The 16,363-nt window shown below is 56.1% G+C and carries 18 protein-coding genes; 10 read left to right on the top strand and 8 right to left on the bottom strand.

From position 1 onward, the window contains the following. The first annotated feature begins 2 nt into the window (after nt 1-2). Together secD and secF are read left to right on the top strand one after the other, a co-directional pair. The gene (gene secD, locus ACX8ZY_RS15350) at nt 3-1,850 is read left to right on the top strand and encodes a protein translocase subunit SecD (protein WP_071997994.1); all 1,848 of its coding nucleotides are present in this window, start codon (nt 3-5) and stop codon (nt 1,848-1,850) included. Nucleotides 1,851-1,860: 10 nt separating this feature from the next. Next, nucleotides 1,861-2,829 (top strand): protein translocase subunit SecF, encoded by a 969-nt coding sequence (gene secF / locus ACX8ZY_RS15345; protein ID WP_010255357.1) that lies wholly within the window; start codon nt 1,861-1,863, stop codon nt 2,827-2,829. Nucleotides 2,830-2,895: 66 nt separating this feature from the next. Here secF and ACX8ZY_RS15340 read toward each other — a convergent pair whose 3' ends face one another. Then, nucleotides 2,896-3,465 (bottom strand): SadB/YajI family lipoprotein, encoded by a 570-nt coding sequence (locus ACX8ZY_RS15340; protein ID WP_421665070.1) that lies wholly within the window; start codon nt 3,463-3,465, stop codon nt 2,896-2,898. A gap of 16 nt (nt 3,466-3,481) precedes the next feature. After that, nucleotides 3,482-3,919: a peptidoglycan-binding protein LysM gene (lysM, locus tag ACX8ZY_RS15335; protein ID WP_010255362.1), complete on the bottom strand. Its 438-nt coding sequence runs from the start codon at nt 3,917-3,919 to the stop codon at nt 3,482-3,484. Nucleotides 3,920-4,107: 188 nt separating this feature from the next. Between lysM and nrdR the strand changes: the two genes are divergently transcribed. From nrdR to pgpA, 6 genes are all read left to right on the top strand, one after another. Next, nucleotides 4,108-4,557 carry a transcriptional regulator NrdR gene (nrdR, locus tag ACX8ZY_RS15330; RefSeq protein ID WP_009091750.1) on the top strand — a complete coding sequence of 150 codons (450 nt, stop codon included), beginning with the start codon at nt 4,108-4,110 and terminating at the stop codon, nt 4,555-4,557. A 3-nt stretch (nt 4,558-4,560) separates the two neighbouring features. Beyond that, nucleotides 4,561-5,661, top strand: coding sequence for a bifunctional diaminohydroxyphosphoribosylaminopyrimidine deaminase/5-amino-6-(5-phosphoribosylamino)uracil reductase RibD (ribD, locus tag ACX8ZY_RS15325; RefSeq protein WP_050680160.1), 1,101 nt, complete (start codon nt 4,561-4,563; stop codon nt 5,659-5,661). Nucleotides 5,662-5,751: 90 nt separating this feature from the next. Next, nucleotides 5,752-6,222 (top strand): 6,7-dimethyl-8-ribityllumazine synthase, encoded by a 471-nt coding sequence (ribH, locus tag ACX8ZY_RS15320; RefSeq protein WP_010255369.1) that lies wholly within the window; start codon nt 5,752-5,754, stop codon nt 6,220-6,222. Between the two features lie 19 nt (nt 6,223-6,241). Beyond that, the gene (nusB, locus tag ACX8ZY_RS15315) at nt 6,242-6,661 is read left to right on the top strand and encodes a transcription antitermination factor NusB (protein WP_010255372.1); all 420 of its coding nucleotides are present in this window, start codon (nt 6,242-6,244) and stop codon (nt 6,659-6,661) included. Nucleotides 6,662-6,716: 55 nt separating this feature from the next. Continuing rightward, nucleotides 6,717-7,694, top strand: a complete 978-nt coding sequence (gene thiL, locus ACX8ZY_RS15310; protein ID WP_263054312.1) for a thiamine-phosphate kinase — start codon at nt 6,717-6,719, stop codon at nt 7,692-7,694. Next, a complete protein-coding gene (gene pgpA, locus ACX8ZY_RS15305) occupies nt 7,684-8,178 on the top strand; it encodes a phosphatidylglycerophosphatase A (RefSeq protein WP_031293112.1) in 495 nt (164 codons plus the stop codon). Before thiL ends, pgpA begins: the two co-directional genes overlap by 11 nt. Before the next feature lie 66 nt (nt 8,179-8,244). Here the strand turns inward: pgpA and ACX8ZY_RS15300 are convergent, their stop codons facing one another. From ACX8ZY_RS15300 to xseB, 4 genes are all read right to left on the bottom strand, one after another. After that, on the bottom strand, nt 8,245-9,219 hold the full coding sequence (locus tag ACX8ZY_RS15300; protein WP_033756762.1) for an aldo/keto reductase: 975 nt from the start codon (nt 9,217-9,219) through the stop codon (nt 8,245-8,247). A gap of 82 nt (nt 9,220-9,301) precedes the next feature. Further along, complete coding sequence (gene dxs, locus ACX8ZY_RS15295; RefSeq protein WP_010671199.1) at nt 9,302-11,167, bottom strand: 1-deoxy-D-xylulose-5-phosphate synthase; 1,866 nt, start codon at nt 11,165-11,167, stop codon at nt 9,302-9,304. 19 nt (nt 11,168-11,186) lie between these two features. Next, nucleotides 11,187-12,086 carry a (2E,6E)-farnesyl diphosphate synthase gene (gene ispA / locus ACX8ZY_RS15290; protein WP_033771072.1) on the bottom strand — a complete coding sequence of 300 codons (900 nt, stop codon included), beginning with the start codon at nt 12,084-12,086 and terminating at the stop codon, nt 11,187-11,189. Beyond that, on the bottom strand, nt 12,086-12,328 hold the full coding sequence (gene xseB, locus ACX8ZY_RS15285) for an exodeoxyribonuclease VII small subunit (protein WP_010255382.1): 243 nt from the start codon (nt 12,326-12,328) through the stop codon (nt 12,086-12,088). The genes ispA and xseB overlap by 1 nt, the downstream gene beginning before the upstream one ends. A gap of 235 nt (nt 12,329-12,563) precedes the next feature. Between xseB and thiI the strand changes: the two genes are divergently transcribed. After that, the gene (gene thiI, locus ACX8ZY_RS15280; RefSeq protein WP_022626121.1) at nt 12,564-14,012 is read left to right on the top strand and encodes a tRNA uracil 4-sulfurtransferase ThiI; all 1,449 of its coding nucleotides are present in this window, start codon (nt 12,564-12,566) and stop codon (nt 14,010-14,012) included. Nucleotides 14,013-14,092: 80 nt separating this feature from the next. Here the strand turns inward: thiI and yajL are convergent, their stop codons facing one another. After that, nucleotides 14,093-14,689: a protein deglycase YajL gene (gene yajL, locus ACX8ZY_RS15275; protein ID WP_010671202.1), complete on the bottom strand. Its 597-nt coding sequence runs from the start codon at nt 14,687-14,689 to the stop codon at nt 14,093-14,095. Further along, nucleotides 14,643-15,563, bottom strand: a complete 921-nt coding sequence (gene panE / locus ACX8ZY_RS15270; protein WP_022626120.1) for a 2-dehydropantoate 2-reductase — start codon at nt 15,561-15,563, stop codon at nt 14,643-14,645. Before panE ends, yajL begins: the two co-directional genes overlap by 47 nt. Nucleotides 15,564-15,698: 135 nt before the next feature. Here panE and ACX8ZY_RS15265 point away from each other — a divergent pair, with 135 nt between their 5' ends. Then, the gene (locus ACX8ZY_RS15265; protein ID WP_003852530.1) at nt 15,699-16,190 is read left to right on the top strand and encodes a YajQ family cyclic di-GMP-binding protein; all 492 of its coding nucleotides are present in this window, start codon (nt 15,699-15,701) and stop codon (nt 16,188-16,190) included. Nucleotides 16,191-16,363: the final 173 nt, after the last annotated feature.

Raw genomic sequence — 16,363 nt, 5'->3', positions numbered from 1 at the left:
CCGTGTTAAATCGTTATCCTTTGTGGAAGTACGTGATGCTGGTCGTCGTGATTCTCGTCGGCCTGCTCTATGCGCTTCCCAACCTGTATGGTGAGGATCCGGCCGTTCAAATCACTGGTGCGCGCGGAAGCGCCGCCAGTGAGCAGACGTTGGATCAAATTCAGTCCGCATTAAAACAAGATAATATCCAGAGCAAATCTGTTGCGCTGGAAAATGGTGCGATTACCGCGCGCTTCAATAATACGGATGTGCAGTTACGCGCCCGTGAAGCGATCATGAAAGCGTTGGGTGAAGACTACGTTGTTGCGCTGAACCTCGCGCCAGCCACGCCTCGCTGGCTGAGTATGCTGTCAGCAGAACCGATGAAACTCGGTCTCGATCTGCGTGGTGGTGTGCACTTCCTGATGGAAGTGGACATGGACACCGCACTCGGCAAACTGCAGGAGCAGAATGCTGACTCGCTGCGTAGCGACCTGCGCACCAAAAGTATCCCTTACACCACCGTCAACAAAATCGCGAACTACGGCGTGGAAATTCGTTTCCGTGACGCAGCCAGCCGCGATGCGGCGATCTCCTGGCTGACCTCGCGTCATCAGGATCTGGTGATCAACAGCAGCGGCAGCGATGCCCTGCGTGCCACCATGAGCGATGCTCGTCTCAGCGAAGCGCGTGAATATGCGGTTCAGCAGAACATTACTATTCTGCGTAACCGTGTGAACCAGCTGGGCGTGGCTGAACCGCTGGTACAGCGTCAGGGTTCCGATCGCATCGTAGTTGAGTTGCCGGGTATTCAAGATACGGCACGCGCTAAAGAGATTCTGGGTGCAACGGCGACGCTGGAATTCCGTCTGGTAAACACCAGCGTGGATCCAACCGTAGCGGCCAGTGGTCGTGTACCGGGTGACTCTGAAGTTAAAGACATGCGTGATGGCCAGCCGGTGGTGCTCTACAAGCGGGTGATCCTGACCGGTGACCATATCACCGACTCGACTTCCAGCATGGATGAGTACAACCAGCCACAGGTGAACATTTCACTGGATGGCGCAGGTGGTAACATCATGTCGAACTTCACTAAGGACAACATCGGCAAGCCGATGGCGACCCTGTTTGTGGAGTACAAAGACAGTGGTAAAAAAGATGCCAACGGCCGTTCAATTCTGGTGAAACAGGAAGAGGTGATTAACGTCGCTAATATCCAGTCTCGTCTGGGGAACAGCTTCCGCATTACCGGTATCAATAACCCGAACGAAGCGCGTCAGCTCTCGCTGCTGCTACGTGCCGGTGCGTTGATTGCGCCCATCCAGATTGTGGAAGAGCGTACTATCGGGCCGACCATGGGTCAGCAGAACATTACTCAGGGTCTGGAAGCCTGCCTGTGGGGTCTGCTTGCGTCGATCCTGTTTATGGTGGTGTTCTACAAGAAGTTTGGTCTGATAGCGACCAGCGCGCTGCTGGTTAACCTGGTGCTGATTGTCGGCATTATGTCGCTGTTGCCGGGTGCGACCCTGACCATGCCGGGTATTGCCGGTATCGTGTTAACGCTGGCGGTGGCGGTGGATGCCAACGTGCTGATTAACGAACGTATTAAAGAAGAGCTGCGTAACGGGCGCTCGGTTCAGCAGGCAATTCATGAGGGCTATAAAGGCGCCTTCTCCAGTATTGTCGATGCGAACGTGACCACCCTGATCAAAGTTATCATTCTTTATGCAGTCGGCACCGGTTCGATCAAAGGCTTTGCTATTACCACCGCAATTGGTATCGCAACCTCAATGTTCACCGCGATTGTCGGTACCCGTGCCATTGTTAACCTGGTTTACGGTGGCAAACGCATCAACAAGCTGTCTATCTGAGGAGTGCGTTGTGGCACAGGAATATAACATTGAGCAGTTGAACCACGGGCGTAAAGTCGTCGACTTTATGCGCTGGGATAAGCTGGCCTTCATCATTTCGGGACTGCTGATTCTCGCCGCGATTGCTATCGTGGGTGTGCGTGGTTTTAACTGGGGCCTCGATTTCACCGGTGGTACGGTGATTGAGATCGCGCTGGAAAAACCGGCCGATCTTGAAGTCCTGCGTGGCGATCTGGTGAAAGCGGGCTTTGACGAGCCGCTGGTGCAGAACTTTGGCAGCAGCCGTGACGTCATGGTGCGTATGGCACCGGTTACCGGCCCGGCGGGCACCGAGTTAGGCAATAAAGTGGTGTCGGTAATTAACCAGACCACGCAGCAAAACGCCACCGTTAAGCGCATTGAGTTCGTGGGGCCGAGTGTGGGCAGCGACCTTGCGCAGGCGGGTGCGATGGCGCTGTTGTCCGCGCTGATTGCGATTCTGATCTACATCGGTTTTCGCTTTGAGTGGCGTCTGGCGCTGGGTACCGTGCTGGCGCTGGCGCATGACGTGATCATCACCTGCGGCCTGCTGGCGCTGTTCCGCATTGAAATCGACCTGACGATTGTTGCCTCACTGATGTCGGTGATTGGCTACTCGCTTAACGATAAAATCGTGGTGTCGGACCGTATTCGTGAAAACTTCCGCAAGATCCGTCGCGGCAGCTCTTACGATATTACTAACGTGTCACTGACCCAGACGTTAAGCCGTACGCTGATTACCTCGCTGACCACGCTGGCGATGATCCTCATCCTCTTCGTGTTTGGTGGTGCGCTGCTGAAAGGCTTCTCACTGACCATGCTGATTGGTGTGACGATTGGTACGATTTCATCAATTTATGTCTCTTCGGCGCTGGCGCTGAAGCTGGGCATGAAGCGTGAACATATGCTGGTGCAGAAAGTCGAGAAAGAGGGCGCCGATCAGCCTTCTATCCTGCCTTAATCGCCGCAGAGAAATAAAAACGGGCAGCCATGTGGCTGCCCGTTTTTTTTTGCACCTGTGATCAGATCAGGGTGCAGCAGGGGAGGTCTGGGCAGGTGCGTCGCCGGTGACGTTATGCATGCGGACATAACCTGATTGATCCGGTGTGAGGCCGCTGAGTCGCAGCGGTATGCTCACCGAATGCTGGCGCAGCAGCGAGGCAGGCACCGCTATCGTCTGACTCAGACTGCCGTTACTCAGTGGTTTACCGGTCGCCGGATCGAGTTCGCCCCAGTTCACCGTAGCGTGCAGGGCGGGCAAGGGGCGATCGTCCATTGAGCGTACCGTCAGGGTTGCCCGCGAGCCGCTGGCTTCAGCAGTGACAGGCGAGAGCGCGAGTCGCAGCGTGCCGAGCTGGGTTTGCAGTGCCACCGGCGTGTTCGCCTGCGGGATCAGCCACGCGCCTTGCTGCGAATGGCTGTTTAACTGCCCCTGAATCTCCAGCGCGCTGGCCTGCGTGGTCAGGTGCTGCATCTGCTGATTAAGCTGACTCACTTCCTGATGCAGCTCTCTGACCTGCGGGTTGCTGGCGCTACTGCTGCAACCGCTCAGCATCACCAGAGAGAGCGCCACCGGAACCCAAACCATCCTGCTCATAAGTTATCCTTGTCCGTTATTTTGGAATACGTAAAACCTGGCCAGGATAGATCTTATCAGGATGAGAGAGCATTGGCTTATTCGCTTCGAAAATCTTGTTGTATTCGTTGGCATTTCCATAAACCTGTTTGGAAATTGCGCTCAGCGTGTCGCCTTTTTTCACGGTGTAAAGTTCTGACTCGGTCGCGCTGTCTGTCACGGTCACCTTATCTTCCACTTTGGTGATGCCTGCAACGTTACCGGCTGCGATCAGAATCTTCTCTTTCAGCTCCTGGGAAAGGCCATCGCCCGTCACGGTCACGGTATCGCCATTGACCTTCACATCCACTTTGTCGCTGTCGGGTAAACCGAGCTTGTTGATGTGATCCTGCAGCTTTTTATTCTGGTCATCGCCGCCATTCACGGCATCCCATAATTTCTCACCGGCTTCTTTCACAAAATTAAACAGACCCATACAACCTCCAGTGTGTTAGTGGATATACGCCGTCTTTCGGCTCTATAAGCGTAGACCCTTTTGCCGTCGCTGATATTTAACATCATTTATGCTGTGCGTGGTGACACAGGAAAGGCACGGAAGAGATTTTGTTGATTCGCAGTTCGCGTTACACTGTCTGGCCCATCTCTCTCGCGTCAGGAAACGTCATGCATTGCCCATTCTGCTCCGCTGTGGACACCAAAGTGATTGATTCTCGTCTGGTTAGTGAAGGCTCTTCGGTGCGCCGCCGCCGCCAGTGTCTGATGTGTCATGAGCGTTTTACCACCTTCGAGGTGGCGGAACTGGTGATGCCACGCGTGGTGAAAAGCAATGACGTGCGCGAACCCTTTAATGAAGACAAAATGGCCAGCGGGATGATGAAAGCGCTTGAGAAGCGTCCGGTCAGCGCCGATGCGGTTGAAAGCGCCGTAAACCATATTAAAACCCAGCTGCGTGCCACCGGTGAACGTGAAATTCCCAGTAAGCTGATTGGCAATCTGGTGATGGATGAGCTGAAGAAGCTCGATAAAGTCGCCTACATCCGCTTTGCCTCGGTTTACCGCAGCTTTGAAGACATTCGTGATTTTGGCGAAGAGATCGCCCGGTTACAGGATTAAACCATGGATGAACTTTATATGGCGCGTGCGCTGGAACTGGCGCGACGCGGCCGCTTTACGACGATGCCGAACCCCAATGTGGGCTGCGTGATTGTGCGCGATGGCGAGGTGGTCGGTGAGGGCTGGCATCAGCGCGCCGGTGAACCGCATGCTGAAGTCCACGCCCTGCGCATGGCGGGTGAGAAAGCGCGTGGCGCAACCGCCTATGTCACGCTGGAGCCCTGCAGCCATCATGGCCGTACGCCACCCTGCTGTGATGCGCTGATCGCCGCTGGCGTTACCCGTGTCGTGGCCGCCATGCAGGATCCGAATCCGCAGGTGGCGGGGCGCGGACTGCACCGTCTGCATCAGGCGGGCATTGAGGTCAGCCACGGTCTGATGATGCCGGAAGCGGAGGCGCTGAATCGCGGTTTCCTCAAACGCATGCGCACTGGCTTCCCCTGGATCCAGCTCAAGCTGGGTGCCTCACTGGATGGCAGAACGGCAATGGCCAGCGGCGAAAGTCAGTGGATAACCTCGCCGGCTGCCCGTCGTGATGTGCAGCGCCTGCGTGCGCAGAGCGCCGCCATTCTCAGCAGCAGCGCCACGGTGCTGGCGGACGATCCTTCCCTGACGGTACGCTGGTCTGAACTCAATGCAGAGAGCCAGGCACTGCTTGATGAGCAGCAACTGCGTCAGCCGGTGCGGGTGGTTATCGACAGCCAGAATCGCGTGACGCCGCAGCATCGGCTCATTTCGCAGCCGGGTGAAACCTGGCTGATGCGTCATCAGCCCGATCAGCAGAGCTGGCCCGCTGATGTGACGCAAATCGCTGTTCCGCTGCGCGAACAGCAGCTTGATCTGGTGGCGATGATGATGCTGCTGGGACAGCGACAGATTAACAGCGTCTGGGTTGAAGCGGGCGCAACGCTGGCCGGTGCCCTGTTGCAGGCCGGACTGGTCGATGAACTGATTGTTTATCTGGCGCCTAAGCTGTTAGGTCATGAAGGACGCGGGCTGTGTCAGCTGCCGGGACTGAGCCAGCTGGCTGACGCACCTGCCTTCCGTTTCAGTGATGTCCGCCAGGTCGGTGACGATTTACGCCTGACCCTGACACCACAATAACACGGTCGGAAAAGCGAGAGCACGCCGCCCAAGAGTATGATAGAATCCGCCCCCCTGCGCGGGGCCAACCAAACCCCTGAAAGGATAAGTATGAAAGTTATCGAAGCTGCTGTTGCAACGCCTGAGGCCAATGTTGCCATCGTTATCGCGCGTTTTAACAACTTCATTAATGACAGCCTGCTGGATGGCGCAGTTGATGCCCTGAAACGTATCGGCCAGGTCAAAGATGACAATATCACCGTAGTCTGGGTGCCTGGTGCATACGAACTGCCTCTGGCAGCACGCGCGCTGGCCAACACCGGCAAATATGATGCGATTATCGCACTCGGTACGGTTATTCGTGGTGGCACTGCGCACTTCGAATATGTGGCGGGTGAAGCCAGCTCCGGTATCGCCAGCGTTGCCATGAACAGCGAGATTCCTGTCGCGTTTGGCGTGCTGACCACTGAAAGCATCGAGCAGGCCATTGAGCGTGCCGGCACCAAAGCGGGTAACAAAGGTGCTGAAGCGGCTCTGACTGCGCTCGAAATGATCAACGTATTGAAAGCCATTAAAGCCTGATTTTTGTAAGGGGAATTTTGTGAAACCTGCTGCTCGTCGTCGCGCCCGTGAGTGCGCTGTTCAGGCGCTTTACTCCTGGCAGTTGTCGAATAACGACATTGCCGATGTGGAATACCAGTTTCTGGCGGAACAGGACGTCAAAGACGTCGACATTACCTACTTCCGCGAACTGCTGTCCGGTGTGGCGACCAACAGTGCGTATCTGGATGGACTGATGAAGCCCTATCTGTCGCGTCAGCTCGAAGAGCTGGGCCAGGTAGAAAAAGCTATCCTGCGCATCTCGCTGTATGAGCTGAGCAAACGTAATGATGTGCCTTATAAAGTGGCCATCAACGAAGGGATTGAGCTGGCGAAAGTCTTCGGTGCCGAAGACAGTCATAAATTTGTTAACGGCGTGCTTGATAAAGCCGGTCCACAAATTCGACCCAATCGCAAATAAACAAAAAGGCCGGCTTGCCGGCCTTTTTTCATGAAGGGTTAAGCGGAACGCAATTATGTCTTGTGGTGAATTTGAACTCATCGCACGCTACTTCAACCGCAGAACACGCAGCCGCCGTGATGTCGAACTCGGCATCGGTGACGATTGTGCGTTACTTAGCGTGCCGGAAAAACAGACGCTGGCGATCAGCACCGATACCCTGGTCGCGGGTGTGCACTTCTTACGGGATATCCATCCTGCCGATCTGGGTTACAAAGCCCTGGCTGTGAATCTCAGCGACCTTGCTGCCATGGGTGCCGACCCTGCGTGGCTGACGCTGGCCTTAACGCTGCCGCAGGTCGATGAGAGCTGGCTCTCTGCTTTCAGCGAAAGCCTGTTTGAACTGCTGGAATATTACGACATGCAGCTGGTCGGCGGCGACACCACCCGTGGCCCGCTGAGCCTGACGCTGGCGATTCACGGTCTGGTGCCGCAGGGCCGCGCCCTGAAACGTTCAGGCGCGAAGCCGGGTGACTGGATTTACGTGACCGGAACGCTGGGTGACAGCGCGGCGGGCCTGGCGCTGCTGCAGCATCACTGCCGCATCAGCGATCCGGCGGTGCATGAAGCGCTGATTAAACGTCATCTGCGTCCGATGCCGCGCATTCTGCAGGGCCAGGCACTGCGTTCGCTGGCCTCCTCAGCGGTGGATCTTTCCGACGGCCTGATTTCCGATCTCGGCCACGTGCTGAAAGCCAGCGGCTGTGGCGCACGGCTTAATCTGGATGCGTTGCCCCTTTCGGCTGCGCTGCGCGACCATTTCGAGCCTGAGCAGGTCCTTCGCTGGGCGCTGAGTGGCGGAGAAGATTACGAACTCTGCTTTACGGTGCCCGAGGTCAATCGCGGCGCGCTCGATGTAGCGCTGGGTCACCTGGGCGTGCCCTATACCTGCATCGGGCAGATGGCACCGGAGTCGGAAGGCTTAACGCTGCTGGATAATGGCAAGCCCGCCACATTCCGTCATAAAGGGTTTGATCACTTTGATGCTAAATAACGACGTGGCGAAGAGTCGCCTGCGGATGAGCAATCCCTGGCATCTGCTGGCGACCGGTTTCGGCAGCGGATTAAGCCCGGTCGTGCCTGGCACCATGGGATCGCTGGCGGCCATTCCGTTCTGGTGGCTGATGACCTATCTGCCGCAGGATCTCTATTCGCTGGTGGTGCTGGTCGGTATCTGCGTTGGCGTCTATCTCTGCCATCGCACCGCTAAAGATATGGGCGTACACGATCACGGCAGTATTGTCTGGGATGAGTTTATCGGCATGTGGATTACGCTGATGGCGATTCCGGTCAACAGCTGGCAATGGGTTCTGGGTGGCTTTGTGTTGTTCCGTATTCTTGATATGTGGAAGCCGTGGCCGATTCGCTGGTTTGACCGCAATGTGCATGGCGGCATGGGCATTATGGTGGATGACATTATTGCTGGCGTGATTTCCGCTGCCATGCTGTATGGCTTTGGGGTCTGGCTGGCGGGTTAACTGCCAGGGCTTTTCACACCGCGACAGAAGGTGACGCCCGGGCAGGGCGTCACTTTGTTGCCAGCCTTATTCGAATCCTACCGGCTGATGCGGCTGATAGACCTCTTCCAGCAGTGCAACTTCCTCGTCACTCAGCGTGACATCCACCGCCTTCACCAGATCCTCAAACTGCTCAGCACGCGACGCACCAATAATCGGCGCCGTAACGGCAGGCTTGCTCAGCAGCCAGGCCAGAGCCACCTGCGCCCGCGTTACACCTTTACCTTCCGCCACCTGCGCCAGCCGCTCTGCAATCACGGCATCATTCTCTTCGGTATTGTCGTAGAGCGACGCCATCACTTTGTCAGAAGCGGAACGCGCGGTATTTTCCCCCCACGGGCGGGTCAGCTTACCGCGCGCCAGCGGACTCCATGGCAGCACGGCAATCTGCTCTTGCAGGCAGAGCGGATGCATTTCACGCTCCTCTTCGCGCTGAATCAGGTTGTACTGATCCTGCATGCTGACAAAGCGATGCCAGCCCTGTTCCGACTGCATCTGCAACGCCTGAGCAAACTGACTGGCGTGCATCGAGGAGGCACCGATATAACGTGCTTTGCCAGACTGCACGACTTCATGCAGCGCTTCCAGCGTCTCTTCCAGCGGCGTCTCATAATCCCAGCGGTGAATCTGCAGCAGGTCGACATACTCCATGCCGAGACGCTGCAGGCTGTCATCAATGGATTGCAGAATATTCTTGCGCGACAATCCCTGTGACAGATTGGTCAGCGGGAAATAGACTTTGGTGGCGACCACGATCTCTTCACGGCGGGCAAAGTCTTTCAGCGCCCGGCCCAGGATCTCTTCGCTGCTGCCATCTGAATAGCTGTTGGCGGTATCGAAAAAGTTGATCCCCGCGTTCAGCGCCTGCTGGATCAGCGGACGGCTGCTCGCTTCCGGCAGCGTCCAGGCATGGTTGCCGCGCGTGGGTTCGCCATAAGTCATGCAGCCAAGACAGAGACGCGACACCTGCAGATCGGTGGTACCCAGTTGAATCGTTTTCATGGTGGAGGCTCCTGCGAAAGTGCAAAGGTCTTAGCATAGCAGGATGTTGCGCTCCCCGAGGGGGGAGCGCAGCGAGGGAAGGTTACTGCGCCAGCCAGCGGGCGATCTGCTGCTGAATGCCCTCCGCGTCCAGCAGATAGTCATGACGCACTTCATCCTGCGTACCCTGCGGGATGAACTCATCAGGCAGACCGATGTTCAGCACCGGAACAGCCAGACGTTTCGCCATAACAAATTCATTAACGCCACTGCCCGCACCGCCTTTGATGGCACCTTCTTCCAGCGTAATCAGCGAGTCGTGCGTGGCGGCGAGCTCGGCGATCAGCGCTTCATCCAGCGGCTTCACAAAGCGCATGTCGACCAGAGTCGCATTCAGCGCTTCCGCCGTGGCGGCCGCTTCCGGCAACAGGGTGCCGAAATTCAGAATCGCCAGCTTTTCACCCTGACGTTTCACCACGGCTTTACCCAGCGGCAGGCTCTGCAGCGGAGCCAGTGGCGTACCGACACCAGTGCCGCGCGGATAGCGCACCGCACTTGGACCATCCTGATAGTGATAGCCGGTGTAGAGCATCTGCCGACACTCATTTTCATCGCTGGGGGTCATGATCACCATATCCGGCACGCAGCGCAGATAGGCGAGATCAAACGCGCCCTGGTGAGTCTGACCATCCGCGCCAACAATACCACCGCGATCGATAGCAAACAGGACCGGCAGTTTCTGGATGGCGACGTCATGGATCAGCTGATCGTAGGCGCGCTGCAGGAAGGTGGAGTAGATAGCAACAATCGGTTTATAGCCGCCAATCGCCATACCGGCAGCGAAGGTCACGGCGTGCTGCTCGGCAATCGCCACATCGAAATATTGTTTCGGAAATTCGCGTGAGAAGGCCACCATGCCGGAGCCTTCGCGCATTGCTGGCGTAATCGCCATCAGTTTCGGATCGTCGGCGGCCATTTCGCACAGCCAGTTACCGAAGATTTTAGAGTAGCTCGGCAGGCCTTCCGCGCTTTTTGGCAGTTCGCCAATCGCAGGATCAAATTTAGGCACGGCGTGCCAGGCAATCGGATCTTCCTCTGCCGGGGCGTAGCCTTTACCTTTCTTCGTCATGATATGCAGGAACTGCGGCCCTTTCAGGCTGCGCATGTTGCTCAGCGTATTGACCAGCGTCAGCACATCGTGACCATCTACCGGGCCGATATAATTAAAGCCCAGCTCTTCAAAAAGCGTACCTGGCACGACCATGCCTTTGAGATGCTCTTCGGTGCGTCTTACCAGCTCTTTGATCGGTGGCAGGCTGGTCAGCACACGCTTGCTGCCTTCGCGCAGTCGCGCATAGGTTTTACCCGACAGGATCTGCGCCAGACGGTTATTCAGCGCGCCGACGTTTTCGGAGATCGACATCTCGTTGTCGTTGAGGATCACCAGCATGTCCGGCTTGATATCACCGGCATGGTTCATCGCTTCAAACGCCATGCCAGCGGTGATGGCGCCATCGCCAATAATACAGGCGGTGCGACGACCCTGACCTTCACGTTCTGCCGCCGCGGCCATGCCGAGACCGGCACTGATGGAGGTTGACGAGTGACCGACGCTCAATACGTCATATTCACTTTCGCCGCGCCATGGAAACGGGTGTACGCCATTTTTCTGACGAATCGTACCGATGCGATCGCGGCGACCGGTCAGAATTTTATGGGGATAAGCCTGATGACCCACATCCCATACCAGATGGTCGAAGGGGGTGTTATAGACATAATGCAGCGCGACCGTCAGTTCGACCACGCCCAGACCCGACGCAAAATGGCCGCTGGAGCGGCTTACACTGTCTAACAGATACTGACGCAGTTCATCACAGAGCGCAGGCAACTTCTCTTTCGGCAGGGCGCGCAGCTCCTGAACCGTGTTTGCCAGCGCCAGTGTCGGGTATTTAGCAATATCAAAACTCATCAGAGACTCATTATGGAAGTTATTTGTCGCGTTCAATTATGAAGCTCGCCAGCGCCTGCAGTGCTGTAGTGTTATAAGAGTGCGCAGCGAGCATTTCTAACGTATCAAGAGCTTCCTGATACAAATCCCGCGCTTTAGCTTGGGCATTTTCAAGGCCTAACAGTGAAGGATAGGTGCTTTTTCCCAGATGCTGATCGGCACCCTGGCGTTTTCCGATCACCGCTGTGTCACCGATCACATCCAGAATGTCGTCCTGCACCTGAAACGCGAGACCAATGGCCTCTGCATAGCGGTCGAGCAGCGGCAGGGCTTCCCGGCCAGCATCACCCGCCGTTAAGGCGCCTAATCGTACCGCTGAACGGATCAGCGCGCCGGTTTTATGACGATGGATCTGCTCCAGCTGGTCCAGATCCACAGATTTACCTTCCGCCGCTAAATCAAGCGCCTGTCCGCCACACATGCCGGCCACGCCGCTGGCTTTCGCCAGTTCAGAGAGCATCATCAGACGATATTCAGCGCTGACACCGGGCATTGCTTCGTCGGCCAGAATTGAAAAGGCCAGCGTCTGCAGGGCGTCGCCCGCCAGAATCGCGGTATCTTCGCCATATTTAATGTGACAGGTTGGCTGCCCGCGACGCAGTGCATCATCGTCCATTGCGGGGAGATCGTCATGAATCAGAGAGTACGCATGAATGCATTCAACCGCGGCGGCGGGGGCATCCAGACTCGCCGGGTCGGCGTGGAGCATTTCGCCGGTAGCGTAGACCAGAAAAGGACGCAGGCGTTTACCGCCTAATAATGCCCCATACTGCATGGCATTCACCAGAGGAGAACTCTGAAAAGGAAGTGGCTCTATAAAACGCGTCAGCGCGGCATTAACCTGCTGCTGATACGCGTCGAGTAATCGGGCGAAATCCATTAGCTGTTTTCCGGCGTGAAAGCAGTGAGGTCGGCATCTTTATCATCGTTCAGCAGAATACGGACCCGCTGTTCAGCCTGCTGCAGCGTCTGCTGGCCAGTCCGCGCCAGCTGCACGCCGCGCTCAAATTCGTTCAGGGCTTCTTCCAGCGGCAGTTCACCACTTTCCAGACGGCTGACAATCTGCTCCAGCTGCTGCAATGACGTTTCAAAGCTGGCTGGCTGTTCGGCTTTTTTCGGCATATTTCGTGTCGACTCACGGTTGGGACATTATCTCGCAATCGGTCATGGTAGCTGAGACCCTATGATTAGCAAAATAATCAATGCGGCGGCTGATGAAGAAGCAGTCACCTGACAAAGGTGATATACTCCCGCGCCTCGGATGCGGTTGCGCCTTGCAGCCCGCAATTTTGTGATTTTACCAGCTAAGTGCTGCCTGTTTTAGCACTTATTTGCCCAACGAAGCTGTGTCGCCGCCATGAAGTTTATCATCAAGTTATTTCCTGAAATCACCATCAAGAGTCCGTCGGTGCGTTTGCGCTTTATCAAGATTCTTGCCAGCAATATCCGCAACGTCCTGAAAACCGTTAGCGACGAAATCGCCGTTGTGCGTCACTGGGATCACATTGAAGTGCGTTCGAAAAATCCGGTGCTGCGGGACATTATTCCCGATGAGCTGACGCGCATTCCGGGGATTCATCACGTTTTAGCGGTTGAAGATCGTGAGTACACCGATATTCATCACATCTTTGAACAGACTTTAGTGCAGTATCGCGACAGCCTTGAAGGGAAGAGCTTCTGCGTGCGTGTTAAACGTCGTGGTAAGCATAGCTTCAGTTCACAGGATGTGGAGCGCTATGTTGGCGGCGGTCTGAATCAGCATATTGAAAGCGCCCGCGTACAGCTTAAAAACCCGGACGTGACGGTGAATCTTGAGGTTGAAGAGAATCGTCTGACGCTGGTGACTGCGCGCTACGAAGGTCTGGGCGGGTTCCCGATCGGCACGCAGGAAGATGTGCTGTCACTGATTTCCGGTGGCTTTGACTCCGGCGTCTCCAGCTATATGCTGCTGCGTCGCGGCAGTCGCGTACATTACTGCTTCTTTAATCTTGGCGGTGCCGCCCATGAGATTGGCGTCCGTCAGGTTGCGCACTATCTGTGGAATCGTTTTGGTCGTTCACACCGCGTGCGGTTCGTGGCGATCAATTTTGAGCCGGTAGTGGGTGAGATCCTCGAAAAAGTGGATGACGGCCAGATGGGCGTGGTGCTGAAGCGCATGATGGTGCGTGCCGCCTCGACGATTGCTGAGCGCTACGGCGTGCAGGCGCTGGTTACCGGTGAAGCGGTGGGTCAGGTGTCGAGCCAGACGCTGACCAACCTGCGCCTGATTGATAACGCCTCTGATACGCTGATTCTGCGTCCGCTGATCTCTCATGACAAAGAGCACATCATCAGGATTGCCCGTGAGATTGGCACCGAAGATTTCGCCAGCACCATGCCGGAATATTGCGGTGTGATCTCAAAAAGCCCGACCGTGAAAGCGGTGAAAGAGAAGATCGAGGCTGAAGAGCAGAATTTCGACTTCACGATTCTGGATCGGGTCATTGAAGAGGCGACCAACGTCGATATCCGTACCATCGCTGAGCAGACAGAAGAGGAGGTGGTTGAAGTTGAGACCGTCGCCCTGCTGAGCGAGAACGACGTGGTGCTGGATATCCGCTCTATTGATGAGCAGGAAGAGAAGCCTCTGGCACTGAAAGCCACGGAAGTGAAATCGCTGCCGTTCTACAAACTCAGTACGCAGTTTGGCGATCTCGATCAGAACCGGACCTGGTTGCTCTACTGCGATCGTGGTGTGATGAGCCGTCTGCAGGCACTCTATCTGCATGAGCAGGGCTTTAAAAACGTCAAAGTCTACCGCCCGTAGTGACAGTTTAGAGCCAGTCAGCGCCTGTTCAGGTCTGACTGGCTGCATTGCCTTAAACAGAGCGTTTTAACTCAGCGTGTTTACGCCTGATAGTCATAAATGCCGGGAGCCAGCACCAGCTGTGCGGCCACCTCGCGCGCCATCTCTTTTCCCACCAGCAGATCGATCAGCTTCAGCGCAAAATCCATTGCCGTGCCTGGCCCCTGGCTGGTCAGCAGATTGACGCGCGGATCCCAGACCACACGCCGCTCCATCCACTTGTCTGACGGAATGGTCTCTTTTAAGCCGGGAAAGCCGGTCATGTTACCGACCGGGAAGAGATCGTGGGGGATGAGTACCGTGCCTGCTGCTGCGCAGATAGCGGCGACGATCCTTTCATTGAGGTGAAACTGGCGTACTGTTTCGACTAACAGCGGACTGTCACGGAAGGTTTCGGCGCCTTTCAGGCCGCCGGGCAGGACGATGGCGGCGAAATCATTGTCGGCGACTTCAACCAGCGTCACGTCAGCCAGCAGACGAACACCGCGTGAGCAGACGATCTCCCGGTTGCCGTCGCTTTCGACGCTGGCGGTGACAACGTTCAGCCCGGCGCGTACCAGCAGGTCGATGGTGGTGACAGCTTCGGTTTCTTCACTGCCATGTGCCAGGCAAACCAGCACTGATGCGTTCGCGGTCATAATGGGACTCCTTGCGTTTTACAATGTCATACAGACGGGTATTCTCCGTCAGCACCAGGCCGTGCGTCCGGGCGCGGCGCAGCAGAAAACCGCTGATATAGTCGATTTCGGTGAGACGCTGGGCGCGTATGTCCTGCAGCATCGAAGAGGTGTTGGCCGCGGTGCTTTCAATCACGTCGAAGATGATGTCCTGCAGGCTTTCGCTGGCAACGTTCTGACCTTCGCGCTCCATGACCCAGCTGATCTCTTCGCACAGTTGCGCGATCTGCTCCGGATAAGCGCGCAGGGCACCGTTCTGGCACTCATACTCCACGCTTAGCGGATTGATGATGCAGTTCACTGCCAGCTTGCGCCAGCAGGCCGCCCGGATGTTGTCATGCCAGGCGACATCAGGCAGGGCATGATGCAGGATATCGGCGAGATCGCTGTAAGCGGCGCTTTTGCGGTTACCGGGGCCGATGTGGGTAATGCCACTGGCGATGTGTTTAATAACGGTGCCGTCGCGCATCGCCGCATGGGTGGTGACGCCGCGCAGCAGCGGCTGAGTCAGCCCTTTCAGCTCTTCCAGCGTCCCCATGCCGTTGTGCAGCAGGAGCACCGGGCAGTTTTCTGGCAGCACGCTTTCCAGGTTTTTCACCGCGGGCGAGACCTGCGGGGCTTTGAGCGTAACCAGCAGCAGCTGGCTTTCTGCCAGAAACAGCGGATCGTTGGCGATAAACGTGCGGTTCGAAATGTTACCCTGTGGATCAATCACATTGGCTGAACAGTAGGGCTGCGGCACCCGCAACCATCCCTGCACCTCATGTCCCTGGCGGGCAAGGGCTGTCATCCAGATCTGACCCAGAGCACCGCAACCTAACACGGTAATTTTCATGCTGCCTCCCGCTGGCGGGCTATCCATCTATTATTTACTGTCACACTGTCATTATAGCGTTGTGTGCAGCCTGATTTTATTTAGCACCTTAAGACGCGTATTATGCATGTCACTTTAGCGTCAGGAGAAGAAGAGATGCCATCTTTCGATATCGTTTCAGAGGTCGATCTGCAGGAAATTCGCAATGCGGTGGAAAATGCCAACCGTGAAGTGTCTACCCGCTTCGATTTCCGCAACGTGAGCGCCGAGTTTGAGCTCAACGAAAAGAATGAAACCATCAAAATCACCAGCGAGTCCGATTTTCAGGTTAAGCAGCTGGTGGATATTTTGCGTGAGAAGTTACTGAAGCGCGGGATTGAAGGCGGTGCTTTAGAGGTGCCGGAAGAGATTGAGCACAGCGGCAAAAGCTGGGCGGTCGATGCCAAACTGAAAAAAGGCATTGAAAGCGACGTGGCGAAGAAGCTGGTGAAGCTGATCAAAGACAGCAAGCTGAAAGTGCAGACCCAGATTCAGGGTGAAGCATTGCGTGTAACCGGCAAAGCGCGTGATGATTTGCAGGGTGCGATGGCAATCGTGCGCGGCAGTAATCTGGGGCAGCCATTCCAGTTTAAAAACTTCCGCGATTAAGCGGGGACAGGCTGGATTTCAGCATGAATGCAGTGATAAAAACCCGGCTAAGGCCGGGTTTTTTGTTGTTGAGTTTGGGTGGGCTTCTGTCGCTTTAAACAAGTCGAAATTCTGGAGAGAGTTGGGAGCTGTAGGGCGTCTGTGCGATCGCGCGCTTGCTCAGGGAGCCTGTG

The sequence above is a fragment of the Pantoea sp. XAF26B01_ASV70 genome (assembly GCF_054512635.1).
The sequence above is the reverse complement of the archived record's forward strand: the minus strand, read 5'-3'. Positions and strand labels throughout refer to the sequence as shown.